The sequence below is a fragment of the Pseudonocardia sp. ICBG162 genome (assembly GCF_020496225.1).
In the GTDB taxonomy this organism is placed as follows: domain Bacteria; phylum Actinomycetota; class Actinomycetes; order Mycobacteriales; family Pseudonocardiaceae; genus Pseudonocardia; species Pseudonocardia alni.
Genome location: NZ_JAHLJD010000027.1, coordinates 1 through 17,857 on the forward strand (window position 1 = coordinate 1; position 17,857 = coordinate 17,857).

The 17,857-nt window shown below is 67.1% G+C and carries 14 protein-coding genes and 4 pseudogenes; 7 read left to right on the top strand and 11 right to left on the bottom strand.

Features of this window, described 5'->3' with window-relative positions; translation table 11 throughout:
- From KPL60_RS34860 to KPL60_RS24345, 4 genes and pseudogenes are all read right to left on the bottom strand, one after another.
- Positions 1-698: glycoside hydrolase family 16 protein (locus KPL60_RS34860; RefSeq protein WP_308016823.1), on the bottom strand; the 698-nt coding region annotated here is incomplete at its 3' end.
- Positions 699-1,891: 1,193 nt separating this feature from the next.
- Positions 1,892-2,530, bottom strand: a pseudogene (locus tag KPL60_RS34865) (AAA family ATPase); the annotation flags it as partial.
- Positions 2,531-2,553: 23 nt separating this feature from the next.
- Positions 2,554-3,126, bottom strand: a complete 573-nt coding sequence (locus KPL60_RS24340) for a hypothetical protein (protein WP_226367308.1) — start codon at positions 3,124-3,126, stop codon at positions 2,554-2,556.
- Between the two features lie 687 nt (positions 3,127-3,813).
- On the bottom strand, positions 3,814-4,440 hold the full coding sequence (locus tag KPL60_RS24345; protein WP_226367309.1) for a hypothetical protein: 627 nt from the start codon (positions 4,438-4,440) through the stop codon (positions 3,814-3,816).
- A gap of 579 nt (positions 4,441-5,019) precedes the next feature.
- On the opposite strand from KPL60_RS24345, the gene KPL60_RS24350 reads away from it, so the two are divergent.
- Both KPL60_RS24350 and KPL60_RS24355 read left to right on the top strand, forming a co-directional pair.
- Positions 5,020-5,859 carry a helix-turn-helix domain-containing protein gene (locus KPL60_RS24350; protein ID WP_226367310.1) on the top strand — a complete coding sequence of 280 codons (840 nt, stop codon included), beginning with the start codon at positions 5,020-5,022 and terminating at the stop codon, positions 5,857-5,859.
- A 224-nt stretch (positions 5,860-6,083) separates the two neighbouring features.
- Positions 6,084-6,863 carry an alpha/beta fold hydrolase gene (locus tag KPL60_RS24355; protein WP_226367311.1) on the top strand — a complete coding sequence of 260 codons (780 nt, stop codon included), beginning with the start codon at positions 6,084-6,086 and terminating at the stop codon, positions 6,861-6,863.
- Between the two features lie 22 nt (positions 6,864-6,885).
- On the opposite strand, the gene KPL60_RS24360 is transcribed toward KPL60_RS24355, so the two are convergent.
- The gene (locus tag KPL60_RS24360) at positions 6,886-7,794 is read right to left on the bottom strand and encodes a 1,4-dihydroxy-2-naphthoyl-CoA synthase (protein WP_226367312.1); all 909 of its coding nucleotides are present in this window, start codon (positions 7,792-7,794) and stop codon (positions 6,886-6,888) included.
- A 1,005-nt stretch (positions 7,795-8,799) separates the two neighbouring features.
- On the opposite strand from KPL60_RS24360, the gene KPL60_RS24365 reads away from it, so the two are divergent.
- On the top strand, positions 8,800-9,798 hold the full coding sequence (locus tag KPL60_RS24365) for a hypothetical protein (RefSeq protein WP_226367313.1): 999 nt from the start codon (positions 8,800-8,802) through the stop codon (positions 9,796-9,798).
- A 481-nt stretch (positions 9,799-10,279) separates the two neighbouring features.
- Here the strand turns inward: KPL60_RS24365 and KPL60_RS24370 are convergent.
- The 4 genes and pseudogenes from KPL60_RS24370 to KPL60_RS24385 form a co-directional block, all read right to left on the bottom strand.
- A pseudogene (locus tag KPL60_RS24370) lies at positions 10,280-10,442 on the bottom strand (IS256 family transposase); the annotation flags it as partial.
- 246 nt (positions 10,443-10,688) lie between these two features.
- Positions 10,689-10,851, bottom strand: a pseudogene (locus KPL60_RS24375) (IS5/IS1182 family transposase); the annotation flags it as partial.
- A gap of 133 nt (positions 10,852-10,984) precedes the next feature.
- Positions 10,985-11,287: pseudogene (locus KPL60_RS24380) on the bottom strand (hypothetical protein); the annotation flags it as partial.
- On the bottom strand, positions 11,223-11,852 hold the full coding sequence (locus KPL60_RS24385; RefSeq protein ID WP_226367315.1) for a 3-phosphoshikimate 1-carboxyvinyltransferase: 630 nt from the start codon (positions 11,850-11,852) through the stop codon (positions 11,223-11,225). The gene KPL60_RS24385 and the pseudogene KPL60_RS24380, both read right to left, overlap by 65 nt.
- A gap of 137 nt (positions 11,853-11,989) precedes the next feature.
- Here KPL60_RS24385 and KPL60_RS24390 point away from each other — a divergent pair, with 137 nt between their 5' ends.
- Positions 11,990-12,274, top strand: coding sequence for a ParB N-terminal domain-containing protein (locus tag KPL60_RS24390; protein ID WP_226367316.1), 285 nt, complete (start codon positions 11,990-11,992; stop codon positions 12,272-12,274).
- Positions 12,275-12,483: 209 nt separating this feature from the next.
- Here the strand turns inward: KPL60_RS24390 and KPL60_RS24395 are convergent, their stop codons facing one another.
- Complete coding sequence (locus KPL60_RS24395; RefSeq protein ID WP_226367317.1) at positions 12,484-13,275, bottom strand: hypothetical protein; 792 nt, start codon at positions 13,273-13,275, stop codon at positions 12,484-12,486.
- Between the two features lie 319 nt (positions 13,276-13,594).
- Between KPL60_RS24395 and KPL60_RS24400 the strand changes: the two genes are divergently transcribed.
- The 3 genes from KPL60_RS24400 (at position 13,595) to KPL60_RS24410 (ending at position 16,537) form a co-directional block, all read left to right on the top strand.
- Positions 13,595-13,735 (top strand): hypothetical protein, encoded by a 141-nt coding sequence (locus KPL60_RS24400; protein WP_226367318.1) that lies wholly within the window; start codon positions 13,595-13,597, stop codon positions 13,733-13,735.
- A 133-nt stretch (positions 13,736-13,868) separates the two neighbouring features.
- Positions 13,869-14,735 carry a GNAT family N-acetyltransferase gene (locus KPL60_RS24405; RefSeq protein ID WP_226367319.1) on the top strand — a complete coding sequence of 289 codons (867 nt, stop codon included), beginning with the start codon at positions 13,869-13,871 and terminating at the stop codon, positions 14,733-14,735.
- Positions 14,735-16,537, top strand: a complete 1,803-nt coding sequence (locus tag KPL60_RS24410) for an ABC transporter ATP-binding protein (RefSeq protein ID WP_226367320.1) — start codon at positions 14,735-14,737, stop codon at positions 16,535-16,537. Before KPL60_RS24405 ends, KPL60_RS24410 begins: the two co-directional genes overlap by 1 nt.
- A 10-nt stretch (positions 16,538-16,547) precedes the next feature.
- Here the strand turns inward: KPL60_RS24410 and KPL60_RS35225 are convergent, their stop codons facing one another.
- Positions 16,548-17,492, bottom strand: a complete 945-nt coding sequence (locus tag KPL60_RS35225) for a ParB/RepB/Spo0J family partition protein (RefSeq protein ID WP_226367321.1) — start codon at positions 17,490-17,492, stop codon at positions 16,548-16,550.
- Positions 17,493-17,857 lie beyond the last annotated feature (365 nt).

Genomic DNA, 17,857 nt, shown 5'->3' on the forward strand with positions numbered 1-17,857 from the left:
ACTGTCGTCGCGCGAGGTGTCACGTTCGAGTCCGGAACCGAGTCCGCCCGGTGGAGCCGCCGAGGAGGACGTCGGCGCCGGCGTCGACGCCGTCCTGCCCGGCCGAGAACGTCGCCCCCGACCGAGGCGTCGCCGCCGCCGGTGAGCTCGTACTGGCGGACCCAGTCGACGTGCATCGCCGCGCCGCCTGAGGCGTCGCCGCCGAAGTAGTCGAGCTGGATGGTCAGGTGCATCGGCCCGGGCGGGTTGTGGGACTTGTCGTCGTCGGTGAACCACGGCTTGCCGTCGACGAGGTAGGTGATCTTGTCGGGGGTCCACTCGACGGCGAAGGCGTGCCACTCGGTGGCGTCGATCTCGACCGAGCCCTGGGTCTGGGAGTTGTCCGAGCCGTAGTGCAGGAAGCCCTCGACCTTCTGCCGGTCCCGTCGGAGATCTCCATGAAGTCGACCTCGCCGCCCTCGGGCCAGTTCTCCGCGGTCGGCCAGAGCAGGAACAGGGTGTGCAGCGACCCGGCCCCGGGCGGGGACTGGGCACAGCCCTCCCAGCGCCCGTACTGCTGGCTGTGTGGCGACCAGGCCATTCCGCCGGCGTCGCCGTTCTCCGAGCCGGTGATGGTGAGCTGCCCGTCGGCGACGCTGATTGCGTCCGGGGTCCGGCGGCCGTTGCCGCCGTGGCCGGGCCCGTCGTAGGCGTTCCAGTCCCCGGAGATCGAGGTGCCCTCGAACTCATCAGCCACCTTCGGCTCGCCCCAGCCGAGCGTGTCCGCGGCGGTGGTCGTGCACTTGCTGGCAGCTCCGCCGCCGGAGCCCGTCCCGCCGGAGCTGTTCCCCGGGTCGGCGCCGGTGCCTCCGGTGCCGTTGCCGCTGGAGTCGTTGCTGCCCGAGCCGTTGCCTGTGCTCGGGGCCGTGCCGGTGTCGCTGGAGTCGTTGCCGGACCCACCCGACCCGCCGGAGCCGGACCCGCTGGAGTTGCCGGTGCCGGGCTCGTAGCACTGGGCTGGGATGAAGCCGGGCTTGTTCGCGCCGACGTCGAGCAGGGCCCGGCGCAGCTTCTCCGCCCGCGCGGAGGTGTCGCCGGTGAGCTCGGCGAGCACGTGCACCCGCGGTGATCCGCCACCCGCACTCGACCCCGCCCTCGGGGCGGCGGCCGGGACGAGCCCGGACGCGGTCAGGGTGGTGGTGAGCGCCAGCGCGGCGCCCACGACCAGCTGGGGACTGATCACCGGGGACCGCCGGGTCGCTTGGCGGGGTGCGGAACCCGTGGCTGGCCAGCCCGTGGGTGCGGCGGCCCTGGAAGCCCTCGGCGACGGTTGCGGCGAGCTCGAGCGCGGCGTCGCGCGCGGCGGGGGTGAGGGCGTCGAAGTCGATGATCCCGCCGGCCTGTAGGTGCGGGTCCGGGGAAGGACGATCACCGCGCGGCAGCGTTCGGCGAAGAAGTCGCGGATGACTTGGTCGTCGATGTCGGGGCTGTGGCGGTCGTAGGACAGCACCACCACCGCGTCCTCGGTGAGGTGGCGGTATCCGTTGGCGGCCAGCCAGCGGAACGTGCGCGCCGCGCGGGAGGCGCCGTCGTTGGTGGGGGCGCCGACGATGACCAGGGAGTCGGCGTGGCGCAGGCTGGCCTGCATCGCTGAGTGCATGATCCCGGTGCCCGAGTCAGTGACGATCGCGTTGGCGTATCGGGCCAGGATCTGTAGCACGGTGGTGTAGTCGGTGGCGGAGAAGGTCTCCGACAGTTCTGGTTCCTGTTCAGAGGTGAGGACTTGGAGGCGTGCGGCGAGGTGGGTGTAGCCGGCCAGGTCGGTCGCTGACCGGATGCCGGCCAGTCCGTGGAGGAGATCGCGCACGGTGGTCTTCGCAGCGTGGGTTTCGCCGACGAGGCGGTCGCCGAGGGTGCCGGCGTCGGGGTTGGCGTCCACTGCGATGACGCGGTCGCCGCGGTGTTCGGCCAGGGCGAGGCCGAGGAGCGCGGACACGGTGGTCTTGCCGATACCGCCTTTGATCGAGGCGACCACGACCGAGTGTGGGCCGGGCAGCGGGGTGCGGATCTTCTGCAGCTGATCACGCAGCCGGGCCTCAGCCTCGGACAGGCCGGGATTCCACCGGCCGCCGGTCAGCTGGTAGGCGAGGTGACGCCATCCTCCGCTTCGGGCGGGAACGACGCTCACGGACCGCTCCCGGCAGCACCCCGGTCTCCTCATCCCACGCCGGGCGGAACGCCTGCGCTTTCGCCGAGGCAACCGGCCCTGTTGAAAGGGGGCGGCCGCGGACGGTGCCGACGGGGGAGGAGTCGACGGCCGGGCCTGTTCGGTGGAGGCCGCGGGCGCAATCGGCGGGGTACCGGGGAAGTCCTCCGGGGCGGCTGCAGGTCGAGACAGCGGGGCGGCGGGTGCGGTTGCACGCGTGGCCGGTGGTTGGGCAGCAGGGACCTGGGCTCCGTCGTTCCCGGTGGCCGGAGCGGCCCACGCGGCGCCTGCGTCCAGCCAGGACGGTGCGGAGGGGGTGTTGTTGGTGCCGTTGGAGGAGGACATCAGCAGCTACCTCTTGGTGGGGGTCAGGAGGAATCGGTGGGGCGCAGGTGCGGGTCGACGACCAGATGGCCGTCGTCGTGGCGGGTGATCGGGACCGTCATCCGGACCCAGTTCGCCTCGACCGCCACCCACGCCGGGTCCGCCTCGGGCGGGGCGCATGACGGGCCGAGCAGCCCGGACAGCTCCACTTCGGCGGCCCCGGCGTGGCGCGGGGTCTCGGGGGGCGGGCAGGCGCGCGCGTAGGTGGTGACACGGACGATCACCTCGACGAACACCACCGTGTCGCTCGGCCGGTAGATCCGGCCCGGCAGTGGTGAGTCGGCGCGCTGCCTGCCCGCACCCGACCACCCCCAGGTGCAGGCCTGGGGGACAGCGAGCAGAGGCCTCAGTACCTCTGCCCGGCGGGTGGGGGTGTCCTCATCGAAGGACTGGAAGTCGGTGGCGAACCGACCGGCGAAGCTCGCCGCCTCCAGGTCCGAGATGGGCTCCAGCGATCGTACGGAGCGTGAGAAGGACTCCCGGCCGGCCGAGTAGCGGGTGACGTCTCGCCCGGTATGCAGGCCGCGACCGTTGTGGGCCGACTGGGGCAGGTCCATGAGGGAAAGCGACGATGCTGGCCGCCCCTGCGGCTCCCCGGCCACCAGGGATGGCTCGCCGCCCGGCCGCTCTTCATCCTGCTTGAGAGCAGACGTCGAGGTGGGCTCGCCTGGATCCGTGACGAGTTTCTGTGGCTCCTGCTCGTTCCCCTCCGTCCCGGGAACCTCTGGAACCACGGGGGATCGCGGCTGACCCGCTGGTGGTGCTGCCCGGTGAGGGCGGATGCGGGGCGCGGCTTCCGAACGGGCAGGAGACCACCGCGGTTCAGGGGCAGCGACTTTCGGGGTGGCGCGCTCCGGAACGGGGGTGGACGCTCCGTCAGATCCCCGCCCTGGCGCGACCCTCCACATTGATCCGTCGGCGAGCGGCACGGGACGCGAGCGGCGCGGCATCAGAACCGCCCCAGGTGAGACGACATCAGCGACGGCACGGGGTGCACATCCATCGTCTCCTCCAATAGATGCTGCATGAACTTCATTCACAAAAAATAGAAACTGGGCTGTTGGCTCATTTGCCTCCTGGGCTTCAGGAGGCCGTGGGATCTACGTCTCGGTCGATGGTCGTCGACCTTGCGCGAGTTGCTGGTGCTGCCGTGGGCGGTCGCGAGGCCGGATGTCTTGGCCCCTGTCGTCGCCCGGGGCGATCGTGAGCGCGCCGGGGTGGGCACGAGGAGGGAGGGGGCATAGTCAGTCGCCCTGGACTGCGTTGAACTGTTGCTGGGCTTCCAAGGCCAGATCGATGGACAAGGCCGATCGCAGGGCCGCGGCGGCAGAGGGAAGCCAGTGTCCGGTCCCGTCAGCCGCCCCAGGCGCAGCGTCGCTTCCGCTTCCGGTGGCCGCTCGAATGGCGGCCAGCGCGCTGATGGCTGCCGCCGACAGGGCAGAGAGGTCACGTTCCAGGCGCGCGGTTAGCGCTGCCGGTGAGGCCTCCACCAGGAACTCGAGTTCGCTGCGGGTGTCCTGCCACTCCCCGTGATGCCGCGCTTGTTCCCGTACAAGAAGCAGGTCCATCGTCAGCTTGCGTTGCTCCCTGCGGTCAGCAGCGCTGGGGTGAGATACTTGGCCCTTGACGGTGCCAGGAGTACCGACATTCGAAGGCCGATCGCTGTGCGGCGGAAGCCCGGAGCGGCGGCGTCCGCCGCGTGGACCACTGTCTGCGAACGACAAAAGATGCTCGGCGTGGAAACTTATCTCGTCCTGGCGACGCATCACATCTCCCAGGGCTCGCCGATCGACCACCGGAATCTCTGCCTCACACATGTGCAGCGGTCCGGAGGGGGCAACCGAAGAAGGTTCCCGCTCCACTGCGGTCATTTGGCGTTCACCCTCCGCGCATCCCAGCTGATGGCGCCCCTCACATCTGTCAGCCCCCGTCGAGTCTGGTTCTGACGGACCCGCTGCGGAGGTGAACCGACGAGAAAGGAGGACGCACCCGCAAACGCGGGGCGCACCTGCACTTGCATTTGTGTCGTCACTCCGGACTCTTCCGCTCGTAGTTTTGGCAGGAACGTATGAAAGCCCGATCGACAGATTTGGTGCAACGAGTAATGAAAGGGGTACCCAGCATGGGGGTACCCCTACCATGGGTAGCTGTCACGTTACGTATCTGCTCGACTATGGCGCCCCTTATCGCGGCCTGCAATCGGCTCATCTCTGCAGGTAAGAGGTATCGCGAGCATTGCCTTGGCGTGCGATCGAGCTGGGAATCGCGAGAAGCGGCGTGGCCGTGACGGCTACGTTCAGTAGTACTTGAACGTCAAGCCATCTGATACAGTGTGGTGCAGATCACAGTTTGCTGTGCGCTAGAGTGTGCCTGGCTTTCCGCCCGACCAACGGGCGCATCGCTTCTGGGTCGGGTTGCAGTAGCGGTTAGCGCCGAGAGGAGGTGCACTGATGACGGCAGGCGCGAGTCCGGATTCGTCACTCTCTGTAGCAGTTGGCTCAGGAGTGGTCAAGCTGCCAGCCTTCGGCACCTTCCTTCGGCAGCTACGACAGCAGTCGCAGCGGGGCCGACGTCCAGATGCCGGGATGAGCAGAGCCGAACTCGCCACGCTCGCCCAACGGGGCGTCAGCTACATCACGAAGCTGGAGCAGGGCGAGGCACAGGCGCCCTCGTTCGCCCTGATCGAGAGCCTCGCCGACGCACTCAAAGTATCCGACGCCGAGCGGCAACACCTCCACGACCTCAGCAGCTTTCGGCCCACAGATCCACCCGCCGCGCCACGAGCTCCCTCTATCACCACCGCGAATAAGGCCTACGTCGACAACCTTGCACCGGCTCTCAGCGGATTCGTTGACGCTGCCTGGAACGTGATCTACGCGAACCCCGTCTACGCGCGCATCTATCGCCACATCGACGACCCGGAGATCGGAAACGTCCTCTTGTGGTTCTTCTTCGTGCCGGAAAGCCGCCGCATCATGATGGAGTGGGAACGCGAAGCGCATCTGACCGTGGACTGGCTGCGCGGACTTATGGTGGACAACCACCTCTACGGCCTTGACTGCACCGATCTCATGAAGAAGCTGTCGCGGTCACCCGAGTTCTGCAGGATGTGGGAGGACGGCGACGTCGCCCTTGGGCGGCACAAGGAAGAGATGCTGGTCCGGGACCTCGACCGGGGCACCACGTTGCACCTGCGGGCGCAAGTGCTCAAGTGGCCCGAGCCGGCCAGTTCACTGCAGCTCTACTTGGGAGTAGATGTCGGTCCACCCGACTCGACCAGCGCTTCTTAGTACAACTGTGTCAATGACAACAACAGTCGTCGAGGTCTGCTCCGCCGCGCGCTCAGGTTGTTACGGTTGCTCTACCTCCCGCAAGGACGCGGAGGTGTCGAGAGCACCTGGGCTCGGCTGTCGTCGATGGAGTCGGCCCCCGGCCCACGGGGTGGCTCGGTGCAACACAGGGCGCCGCTCCGCCGGCGCCGTACGCAGGGGGACGAATGCCCGAATGGTCAACTGTGCAGCTGCGCGACCGGACGATCGCCGTCAGCGACACCAGGGGCCAAGGGACTCCGATTTTCCTGGCCCACGGGTTTGCCCTTGACGGGACCATGTTCGCCCACCAGGCGGAGCTTGGTCCTCAGCGACGGATCATTTCCTGGGACTCGCCAGGGCATGGCAATAGCCCAATCGGCACAACACCGTTCACGTTCTGGGATCTAGCCGATGTGCAGACCCAGCTCATGGACGAGTTCGGCATCGATCGCGCAATCGTAGGCGGGGTATCACAGGGCGGGTTCACAGCCTTGCGCACAGCCCTGACCGCCCCCTCGCGTGTGGCGGCGCTACTGCTGATCGATACCGAGGCCGGCGCCCTCGACCCGGCCGACGCCGCGGCCTACAGCGAGTTGTTCGCGGCGCTGGAGGAACACGGACCGACCATCGAGCTCACCACAGCGCTCGCGTCTCAGATCGTGGGAGACCATCCGCTCGCCGAGCACTGGGCCAAGGTCTGGTCCGAGCGCGGAGTGCCGCTCGGAGCGCCCGTTGACTGTCTGACACAGCGTGACGACGTGACCAGTCGTCTCTCGGAGATCAACGCCCCTGCCCTCATCATCGCGGGCGAGCACGATCACTCGATCCCGATCGAGCGCCAAGAGCAGATGCGCCAACGCCTGGCCAATGCCACGAAGGTCAACATCATCGCCGGAGCGGGGCACTCGCCGACGGCGACGCACCCAGCTCAGGTGAACGCGGTCATCGAACAGTTCCTAGCCGAGGCCAAGCCGCTCGGATGAAGCCGGAGGTACGACAGCCCGGTCAGTAGTGCCAGGGGAACGGCGCCCAGTCCGGGTCCCGCTTCTCCAGGAACGAGTCCCGGCCCTCCACCGCCTCGTCGGTCATGTAGGCCAGCCGGGTCGCCTCACCGGCGAACAGCTGCTGGCCGACCAGGCCGTCGTCGGCGAGGTTGAACGCGTACTTCAGCATCCGCTGGGCCTGCGGTGACTTGCCGTTGATCTCCCGGGCCCACTGCAGGGCCTCGGTCTCGAGATCCGCGTGGTCGACCACGGCGTTGACCGCTCCCATGTGGTGCATCTGCTCGGCGCTGTAGGTCCGGCCGAGGAAGAAGATCTCCCGGGCGAACTTCTGTCCGACCTGCCGGGCCAGGTAGGCCGAGCCGTAGCCGCCGTCGAAGGAACCCACGTCGGCGTCGGTCTGCTTGAACCGGGCGTGCTCGCGGGAGGCGATCGTCAGGTCGGCGACGGCGTGCAGCGAGTGCCCGCCGCCCGCGGCCCAGCCGTTGACCACGGCGATGACGACCTTGGGCATGAACCGGATCAGCCGCTGGCACTCCAGGATGTGCAGCCGCCCCGCGCGGCCCTGCTCGACGGTCTCCGCGGTGTCCCCGGAGGCGTACTGGTAGCCGGTGCGGCCGCGGATGCGCTGGTCGCCGCCGGAGCAGAAGGCACGCTTGCCGTCCTTGGGGGAGGGGCCGTTCCCGGTCAGCAGCACCGCACCGACGTCGGCACTGGTGCGGGCGTGCTCCAGCGCGCGGTAGAGCTCGTCGACGGTGCCCGGCCGGAACGCGTTGAGGACCTCGGGGCGGTCGAACGCGATCCGGACCGCGCCGGTGTCGCGGGCGCGGTGGTAGGTGATGTCGCGGAGGTCGAACCCGTCGACCGGTGTCCACGCGTCCGGGTCGAAGGTCTCAGAGACGATCTTAGTCATCCGGCCACATTAGGGGCTTGTGCTTCGAGGTGGCATAGGACGGGATATCAACATCCAGAGCCGTGACGAGGGCGGCATCCCGGCTACCGCAGGCCCGCCGAAGGTGTTCAGATTTAGATTTTGAATCGGCGCGGCGCGTAGGTGCACCTCGGTCGGCCTGGTAAAAGTAGGGCATGGAGACCCGCGCAGCCCGGAAGAAGCCAGGGCCGAAGCCGAAAGGGTTGCGTATGGCAACCCCGGTCTACCTCCCGGCAGACCTTCGCGCAGAAGCTGAAGAAGTTGCTCGACGCGATGGCCTGGCCTTGACATGGGTCATCACGCGCATGGTCGCTGAGTCGCTCGGACGCCCAATCCCCGAGCATTGCTACCCGAAAGCGACCACGCAGCAGGAGCTGCCTCTGAACAAGGCCTCTTAGACGAGAACGAGGCGGCCCCTGCCAGGGGGCCGCCTCGGATCGTTCTCACGTCAACCGGACCTGCACCCGCTTGACGTCGTTGCCCCGGCGAACCGGGGCCTAATCCCCACCAACCATGAAGGGGCGCTTTCGCGTGTCCAGGATACATCCTGGGCCGGGACTCGACCACTACAGACACGGGGTAAGTTCGTCGTGCCCAGAATCCGACCGCACACCAGCGGACGGCAGCGGGTTCTGCACCCTCTGTTACGAGCACGGCGCGTTCACCCTGGCCTCCGGTCTCTCCCAGCTCTGCCTGCTCCACCAGCTCCCTCTGGGCGACCAGCCATTGGCCGGTACTTTCGGCGTCCGCGCCGGGACGGCGCCCCGCCGGACCCCTCGCGGCCGCGCCGCCCGCGCCCGGCCCGGGCCGACCAACGGCCCCGGCCGGCCCAGCCGGGCGCTGCCACCCAGCAGACGGGCGCTGGCCCGCGGTCGTGCCCGAGCCCGAGCCCGCCACCGCGCCGGATACACCCCCCACCCCGGCTGGCGCAACTTCATCGACCACGAGTACCGGGTCCTGCTCGACCAGCGCGAGGCCCTCGATTACGTGGCTCGCCTGGTCGACGACGAGGAGTGGCGCTCAGACAAGCGGCGTAGCTGGTCGGCGATCCTGCGGCGACTGGTGTGCCACATGGACTGGGACACCGGCCTGATCACCGGACTCACCACACAACGCCTGGGCGCTGCTGGTGACCGCGCCGAGCGCACAGTCTCCCGGGTCCTGGCATGGGCCAGAGACCGCGGCCTACTCGTCGTGGTCGAACCCGGCGCGAGCGCAGAGTTCCTGGGTACCGAAGCCGGTCGTACCCCGACCTACGCCCTGGTCACCCACAGTCCCCTGCCCAAGCTGCCGGTCGACGCCGACTCCGCTCCCCTGCAGCACCAGGTTTCCCGAGGTCAGGCCACTGTGGATGAAAATGGCGACCTCCCCACTACTCACGTAGCTACTAAGCCCTTGTCGGGCGGCAGACGGACACAACTCAGCCCCCAGCACCAATGGCATCCCTACGACGTCCCCGACACCCCCGGTGCGAGAAACGCAGCAACCCTCTCGTTAATCACACTTCTCGGCCTAGGAGGCCGAAAAGCCAGCAAGATCGAGATCTGGCGTGCCCGGGCCCTGCTCAAGCCGTGGTGGGAGGCCGGCGCCACCGTCGCCGGCCTCCGGCACGCCCTCGAACATCACCCCGACCGACCCGACCAGCCACGCGGACCGGTCACCACCGACGCCCGCGACCCCCTACGAGTCATCGGGGCACGGCTGCGACCCTGGCAGGGGCGGCTGCACGAAATCCGCGCCGTCCAAATCGGCGCCATGCGCGCCGCCGCAGCAGCCAAGAACCGCCCCGCCAACAGAGCCGCACTCACCCCACCAACCCCGCCCACACACACACCCCTCGACCGAACCATGCTCGACCGACCCGCCGGACGCGCCGCACGCCAAGCCGCCCGCGACGCCCTCCACAACCACCTCCACCACACACGCACCCGCCGAGCCGCCACCCAGACGACCACACCCCACCCGAAGACAGGACACTCCCGATGAACAACCTGTCCATCGACGGTCAGACGCGCTGGAGCGACGGCATCGAGGCCAGGTGCCAGCCAGGCACGGGACTCCCGCTACGCAGATGGTCATCTCACCGTCCCGACACGCTGCCCCACAGCCTCCCTCCACGGAGGCTGCTTGCCCCCGAACCCGCCCTGCCACACCCCAACCGGGAACCCACCCCGAACACCCCCACCACCACACCACCAGAGAGTTGATCATGCCGGGGCTTGTGAAAGTCACCTGCTGCGCACGCACCTGGGCCGGCCCCGACCGCGCACACTGCTGCCACCGCTACCACGGATGCGGACACGTGTTCGACAACCCCACACTGTTCGACACCCACCGACCCCACGGCGACTGCCTCGACCCCCAACAACTCGGCCTGACACAGACCAAGAACGGCATCTGGACCCGCTGAGGGGCTGTAACGGGAACGGTGGTTCCGGCGATGTTGTCAGTAGTGCTCGGCGCCCGGTCAGCGATCATCGAAGGTGATGGCGAAGGCATCGAGTACGGGCTTCCAGCGCATCATCCATCGGGTGCGGCCTCGCCCGGTCGGGTCGAGGCTGCGGGTCACAAGGTACAGGCGATTTCATCACGGCCTGCTCGCTGGGGAAATGACCCATCGCCGCCGCAGCGGCCTGCTCGGGCGAGAGCCGCCGCCCCGAGCTCGTCTTGTCCTCAGCAGAACCCACAGGGTCTGATGCGATCACTCACAGTGCCCATCCCGCCGAACCTCAAGGCCCGGCGTGTCAGACCGAAACCACCGTTTGTTGCACAGGCCCTGTTTGAGAAGATCATGTTGCTGATGTGAAGACGTACTTCTGCTGGCGGGTGTCTGGCTTGCCGCAGGTGATGCGTCGGGTGATGTTGTTGATGGCGGCTCAGCGGATCATGGCCTCGCAGGTGGCGGGGTGGCGTTCGTAGTCCCGGGCGAGGCGGCGGTGTGCGGTGATCCAGCCAGGCCAGGGTCCGTTCGACCACCCACCGCCGCGGGAGGACTGTGAATCCGCGCTGCTCGGCAGGCTTGCGGACGACCTCGACGGTGGTGCGCAGGATTGTGTTCGCCCAGTCGAGGAGTCGTCCGGCGAACCCCGGCGTCGGCGCTGCGCATCACGCATCGTCGTGGCCATCGGCTTTCCACCATCACGTCGGCGCCCGCGTTCAGCGCCTCGATCGCCATGTCGGCATGGCTGTCCGGCGGGGTGCACACCACGACGAGGTCGGCGCCGTCGAAGGCCCGGCAGGGCGTGCGACCGATCGCGACACCGGCACGTTGAGCTCGGCGGCGGCCTGCGTCGACGCCGCCGGGTCCACGTCGACGACCACGACCTCGTCGATGAGCGGGCTGGCCACCAGCGCCGGCAGGTGCACGCGGCGCGCGATCCACCCGGCCCGGACGACCACGGCGCGGCGACTCAACTGCGGCTTCCGAACGCGGCGGCGAACACGGTGTGGAACTCGGGGAAGGTCTTGCCGACACACGTCGGGTCGTCGAGCTCGATCCCTGGGGCGCGCAGGCCAAGCACGGAGAACGACATGGCGATGCGATGGTCGCGGTGGCAGTCGATCGTGGCAGGTCCCGGTCGTCCGGGGTGCACGGTGATCCGGTCCGGGCCGGTGTCCACTGCGATCCCGCAACGCCGCAGGTTCTGCGCGGTGGCCTCGATGCGGTCGGACTCCTTGAGCCGGGCGTGTGCGATGCCGGTCATCTCGATCGGCGCATCCGCGTACGGGGCGAGGCACGCAAGTGTCATGAAAGTGCCGGAGATCTCCCCCATGTCGACAGTGAACCCGCCGCGCAACCGATCCGAACCGGTCACCGTGATGGACTCGGCACGGGTCTCGACCACAGTGGTAAACGCCGCGACCCTATCGATCATGAGGGCTGGTGGGTGGTTGCCCTCGCCGCGGGTGAGTGAGGGTCTGTCCTCGCGCCGATCCGGCAGGACGGCGCCCGACGCCGGCCCGAGCCGCAGCAACTCCGCGGCCCGGTTCAGCGCGGCCCGACGCCGATGCCCGGCAGTGACGGCACGGACCAGAACCACCCGTGGCCTTCAGGGCTACGCCCACAGCCGCATCGGGCGCCGCGGTGGCGCCGCAGAGCAGCCGGGCGAGGGTGCTTCCGACGGAAGGAAGCACTCCGCTGCAGAGCGGCGGCATTCTCGGCGCTCTGGCGGCCCCTGTGGAGGAGCCGCCCGCCGCGGGGCAGCGGGTGCTCGACGTCGAGCTCGGCGCGCTGGTGCCGCACCCGAACAACGTGCGGGACGCACTGGGCGACGTGACGTCGCTGGCCGCGTCGCTCGCCCAGCACGGCGTCCTGCAGCTGCTGGTCGTCGTCAGCCGGACCGCGTTCAGTGCCGCCCGTCCCGACGTTGAGCTCAACGCCAGCGCCGAATGGGTGATCCTGGCCGGGCACCGCCGCCCCGCCGCGACCCAGGCCGCCATGACGCCGGCGGTGCCAGCGTGATCCGCGACGAGCTCGCCGGCGACGATGATGCCGTCGTATCAATGCTGGCGGAGAACCTGCAGCGGCAGGAGTTTCACGCCGATGGAAGAGGCCCGCGCCTTTGGTCGGCTGCGCGGCCGCGGGTTCTCCGAGCGCCGAATCTCCAAGGAGACCGGCGTCAGTGCCGGTCCTGCTCGCCGGCATCCGACAGCCCGTGGTGCTGTTCGTGATCACCGGCCCCGGGCAAGAGCCGACCGCAGGGCCTCGAGTTCGAGGAGAGTGGCGTGCAGCCGGTGGCGCGGATCGAGGTTGCGGGCGGCGGGGTGGGCGCGTAGCGCCCCGGACAGGAGTCCAGCCAGGGCCATCGTCGCCGCGGTGATCTCGTCGACGGCGAGGTCAGCGATGATCTCTGCCAGCCAATCCGCGATCTCGTCACCAGGGCCGGCGGCGGTGGCCGTATCCGAGTCCCCCGGTTCTGTCCCGGCCGGCGCCTCTGCGGAGCCCAGGCCGCGCAGGAACCGGTGGGTCTGAGCGACGAGCGCGGTGAGAACGGCTCGGGCCTGGACATGGTGGTCGTGCAGCCACCGTTGCTGGGCGCCCCGATCGTACTGAGCTCGGCGTGAGGCGCGAGCGAGTTGCTCATCGGGACGATCGTGGACCAGCAGAGCGTCGAGCCGGTCGAGGCGATCGCGCACACCTTGGCGGGACCGGATTCCCAGCGCGGAGCCGAGTTCGGTAGCGGTGACAGCCAGGGCGAGACCCCGCCGAAGAAGTGCACGTTCACGGCGCCGCTCGTCCCACCAACACCACGCGTGCAAGATCAGCGCGTCGTTGCAGTCGCGGGCAGCGACGTCTGGCGGGATACCGCCCTCGTGCCCGTGCTGAAGGACCCACGACACGACGTCGCGTGGTTCGGTTCCGAGCTCTGACCTGCGAGGATCGTCGATGTCGGAGTGCCTGCGGTGGATTCGCGCGATGACCGCGTCGCACTCGTCCCTCGTGATCCGCGGCGGAGTCCCCACCCCGTCAGTATTTCACTGTCACCGATCCGGACACACCTACCGCCGCGAGCCGCGGTACGTGAGTCGTGTCGTGGGGGTCAGTCAGCCAGGTCCGGGAGCAGCCAGCGCCGGACCGTGGGCAGGTCATAGGCACAAGCCGGGAGTGCCCCAGTGGCCATGGCGGCGACGCTCGCCGTGGGAAGCGCTGGGGGAAGCGACGGCCAGCACGCTGTCGTGGGCGGTGGGGAAGTACATCTCCACGATCACCGAGCTGTCCCCGGGCAGGGTGACCAGAACATGGTAGCGCCGCCGGCCGTGCCGGGTCTTCCACTACGTACGCGTGACCACGCACCGCTGCATCGTCAACGCCGTCCACACCAACCGCGCCACCGGGCACCGCCGGATCGCGGACGACGACCTGCGCTGTTCTACGCCTGACACGGTGCTCAACAACCCGACGATGAAGGCCAGCCCTGGCTGATCGCCGCTCTGCAAGTGATCGGCCCGCCGCTTGACATCCGGACTGAGCCCCGTGGAGCGTGGCAAGCGAACAGCGATCAGTGCATGCGACCAGAGATCGATGGCACGATGAATCATGTGGGAGGATCTCTACGATGGGCAGTCGGATGCATATGCGCGGCTTCGACCCTGTTTGCGATGCCAAAGCAGTTCTCGCGCTTATCAACGATGATCGTGTGCCGGGGCAGCCGATCTGCACCGCATCAATGTTGCAGGACGCCGCCAGCGGACGGTCACCGGTGGACAACAACTGGTGGGTGGAGCTCGACAAGCCGGTGATCGAGGTCGCCGAGAACGCCGACGGAGACCTGGTGGGGGTGGCGTCGTTCGCATTGCGCCGCCGTGACGGAGTCGGATTCATCCTCTGGCTCCACGGTCGTGAACAGCCAGCAGTGGTCGAGCTCTTGATCAATCACTCTGTTCGCCGTCTCGCCACGCGTGTTGTCGAGGCCTATCAATTTGCGACGGCACTCGGTATCGGCCTGGAGGCCCTCCCCGTGGCGCATCGGTCCGCCACTGCGGCCGCGTTGCAAGCGCGAGGATTCGCTGGGACCGACATGTGGCGATACATGCGCCGCGATCTTCCCGCTCCAGAACTCCCGACCGTGGACCATATCGCTTCGAGTCACGTCATTGCCGCGGATGAGTCCGGGGAAGCAGGCCTCGCGATTGTCGATGACGACGGAAAGATAGTCGGAGAGGTCACGGTGCAACGACCACAGGACGGCATCGCCGCCCTGTGGTGGATTAACATTGAACCTGCGCAGCGTCGTCGCGGACTTGGTCGCGCCTTACTGGGTTCAGCTCTTCGGTACTTGAGTGACGACGGCGCAGAGCAGGTGATCTTGTTCGTCGATGACGATGAACCAGAAGGAAGCCGTGAACGAGCGTCCGCGAACCGTTTGTATGACCAATGCGGTTTCGAGGAGATCGACCGCCTCCATGCCTTCACTCTGCGTTGATGGGCACCATTGTGCGGTCGGCGGGTATCGGGAGCGTACGGGACGGCCTGAGGCTTGCGTGGAATGCAGACAGGAAGCGTTTCCTCATCACCGCCTCCCTCGCCATTCTCGCGGCTCTCCTGCCAGCGGCGACACTGCTGCTGGTACGGGATCTGGTGAACGCCATCTTCGACTCCCCCGGCACGGGAAGCGTGCTGTTGGCCTGTCTCATCGCTGTGGTCATCGCACTCACGCTGTCGATCCAGACGATGACGTTGCCCGTCCGCGAGGCCCTCACGGTTCGGGTGGCGCTCGAGGCCGAGCAGCGTCTCGTCCGGGCAGTCGCTGCCACTCCGTTTCAACGATTCGACGAGCCGGCCTGGCACGATCGTCTCGCGCGAGCAAAGGGTGACCTTGATTGGCGGCCGACTCAGGTAACCGACAGCAGCTTGCAGGTCCTCGGAGGATGCGCCGGTCTGATAGGCATCCTGGGCGTAATCGTGAGCACACAGCCTGTACTCGCTGTACTCGCTGTACTCGCTGTCGTGCCAGTCGTCATCACCCGTCGACTGATCACTTCACGTCTGCTCACGGTGTGGCGTGAGACGACGTCGCAGACACGTCGTCAAGAGTACTTACGAACCATGCTGACCAGCCGCGAATCTGCGGCCGAAGTACGTGCCTACGGTCTCGCCCGCCACTTCACCGCAGAGCACCGCGAACTCGGCGAACACGTGGCCCAGCGCACCACCACGCTGGTACGTCGGACAGCCGGACAAGGAATCCTGGTTACCCTCCCGATCGCCATTGGCTGCCTCGGCGTGGCGTTCGTCCTACTGGTCCGCGCCGCCGAGGCTGGGACCGTCACTCCAGGAGACGTAGCTGTCCTCGCTGCTGCCGTGATCGCATTTGCCACAGAGCTCTCTGGCCTCGGTGACGGAATTCTTGAACTCATCGAACACGGGCTTTTCCTCGACGACTACTTCACCCTCCTCGCATCTGCACCGAACCCTGCGGACGAGGATGGCACTGCACGTCCTCCGGTGAAGACAGCCGTCGCACCGACCACTCCCCCTCTCATCGAGATCGACGATGTGTGGTTCCGGTATCCCGAAACGGACAGATACGTCCTGCGTGGCGTGACTCTTCGTGTCGAACCGGGAACGGTCCTCGCCCTGGTTGGCGACAACGGAGCAGGAAAGAGCAGCTTAGTCAAGCTGCTTCTAGGCTTCTACACACCCACCCGCGGATCGATTCGCTTCGGAGGGGTCGACTTGAACGACATCGATCACACGACTCTACTCCAGAGTGTGGGTGTGGTTTTCCAGAGCTATCCTCGGTATCCGTTCGACCTGCGAACAAATATCGCTTTGGGGCGTCCGGATGACAGTATTGACGATGAACGAGTCATCACCGCGTTACGCTCGGGGGGAGCGATGGACATTTCAGACCGCTTGCCGCTCGGTCTCGACACGATGCTCAGCAAAGAGTTTAATGACGGAACCGACCTGTCGGGAGGAGAGTGGCAACGGATCGCACTCGCACGGCTCATGTACCGAGACCCCTGCATGTGGATACTCGATGAGCCCACTGCTGCACTGGATCCGCTCGCGGAGCTCGCTATCTTCGAACGTTGGCGTGAGACCCTCAACGGACGGACAGGCATCCTGATCTCGCACCGTTTCTCCACGACCCGGACCGCAGACCACGTCGCGCTCATCGCGAACGGCCAAGTCCTCGAGCACGGGAGCCACGACGACCTCCTCACGAAGAAGAGCCGGTACGCCGAACTCTTCAATGCACAGGCCGAGGGATACCGCTAAATCTTCCGGTTCATTCGCACCGCTGTTCGAGCTCATCGGCTAATGTGGACCAGCGCTCGGCACACGAGCGCATGAAATCCGCGATGAGGCCGCGGCAATGCGGAGGGATCGTTCCTGCTATAGCAGTAGCGTCATCGGTCGAGATCATCTGACTAGACAGTCGCCGCAAGAGCCAACGTCCTGTCGATGTGAGCCGAAGCGTAGGATCTCGCTGGAGTTCACACAGAATCTTCAGTGGTTCCGGGGCCACCGGGTTGACAGGCGCAGCCTGTACGGCGGGCGGCAGATCCTGTCCGCTCTCTATACGAACTCGGACGTCCCGCACTGTTGCTGGTGAAACGCCGGCCTCTCGGGCGATCTCTCGTAGTGACGCATGAGGCCGACTTCGCAGCAGAGCACCGGCTCGTCGCCGACCGACCGAGGGATCAACCGGGCGGACACGACCGTCGAGTCCGATGCGAGCGTGGGGCTCTGACGCCGATGCCATAGCGCGTCGAATCCCGGCGACCATCTTCGCCGGCAGACCTGCGCTGAGACCGATCGCGCGATTCGACCACGTCGCATGGGTTCTGACCAGTACGCGAGCTGCCGCTTCCCGATCGGCTCGACATAACGGGAGGCCGTGCTTGACGTTGAGCTCTACAGCGAGTCGGAACGCCTCGGCCTCGGTGCCATCGAAGAATCGGACCTGGATCATGGCCTCCCCCCGTTGTTCGGCCGCCCGCATCCGATGTCTGCCGTCGATGACGGTCATCGTGTCGCGATGCGCGATGATGGGCGGGGTCGGCTCGGGCGAGTCGATCAATGCCTGAAGGTGAGCGAGATCGAATCCGCCCGATCGAGGGGAGGTGTCCGCACACAGCCGCGCGATTGGTACGTCGACAGCTACGGCGTTCACGATCCCGTGGGCGGTGGGCTCACGAGCGGGCTGTGAGTGCGTCACCCGGGGTTCCATCCTCTGATCTCTCGATGCGCTATCGACTTACCGGCGATCGCTTCGCCAGCAAGCGAACTGCCACGACCCTCGCTGCAGTCAACCTGAGAGATGTCTATCGGATTCTCGATGCAGGCGCCTCTGATCAGCGTTCAGGCGGTCAAGCACTGCCGTCAGGTCACCGCAGCACGAACCACCACGTAGCGTGCCAAAGAATTGTCTGCTTTGTCTACTGTTCAGGTGTTCAACCCCTGCTGTCGCTGCAGTTGACCGCATGGAAGGTCCGTCGCGATGGTGATGACGCTGATCGGGGCATCGCTTGAAGACCGCTCTGTGAGTCTCTGACGACGAGTCAGTGATCTTGCGAGAAGGGATTCCGCGGTGCA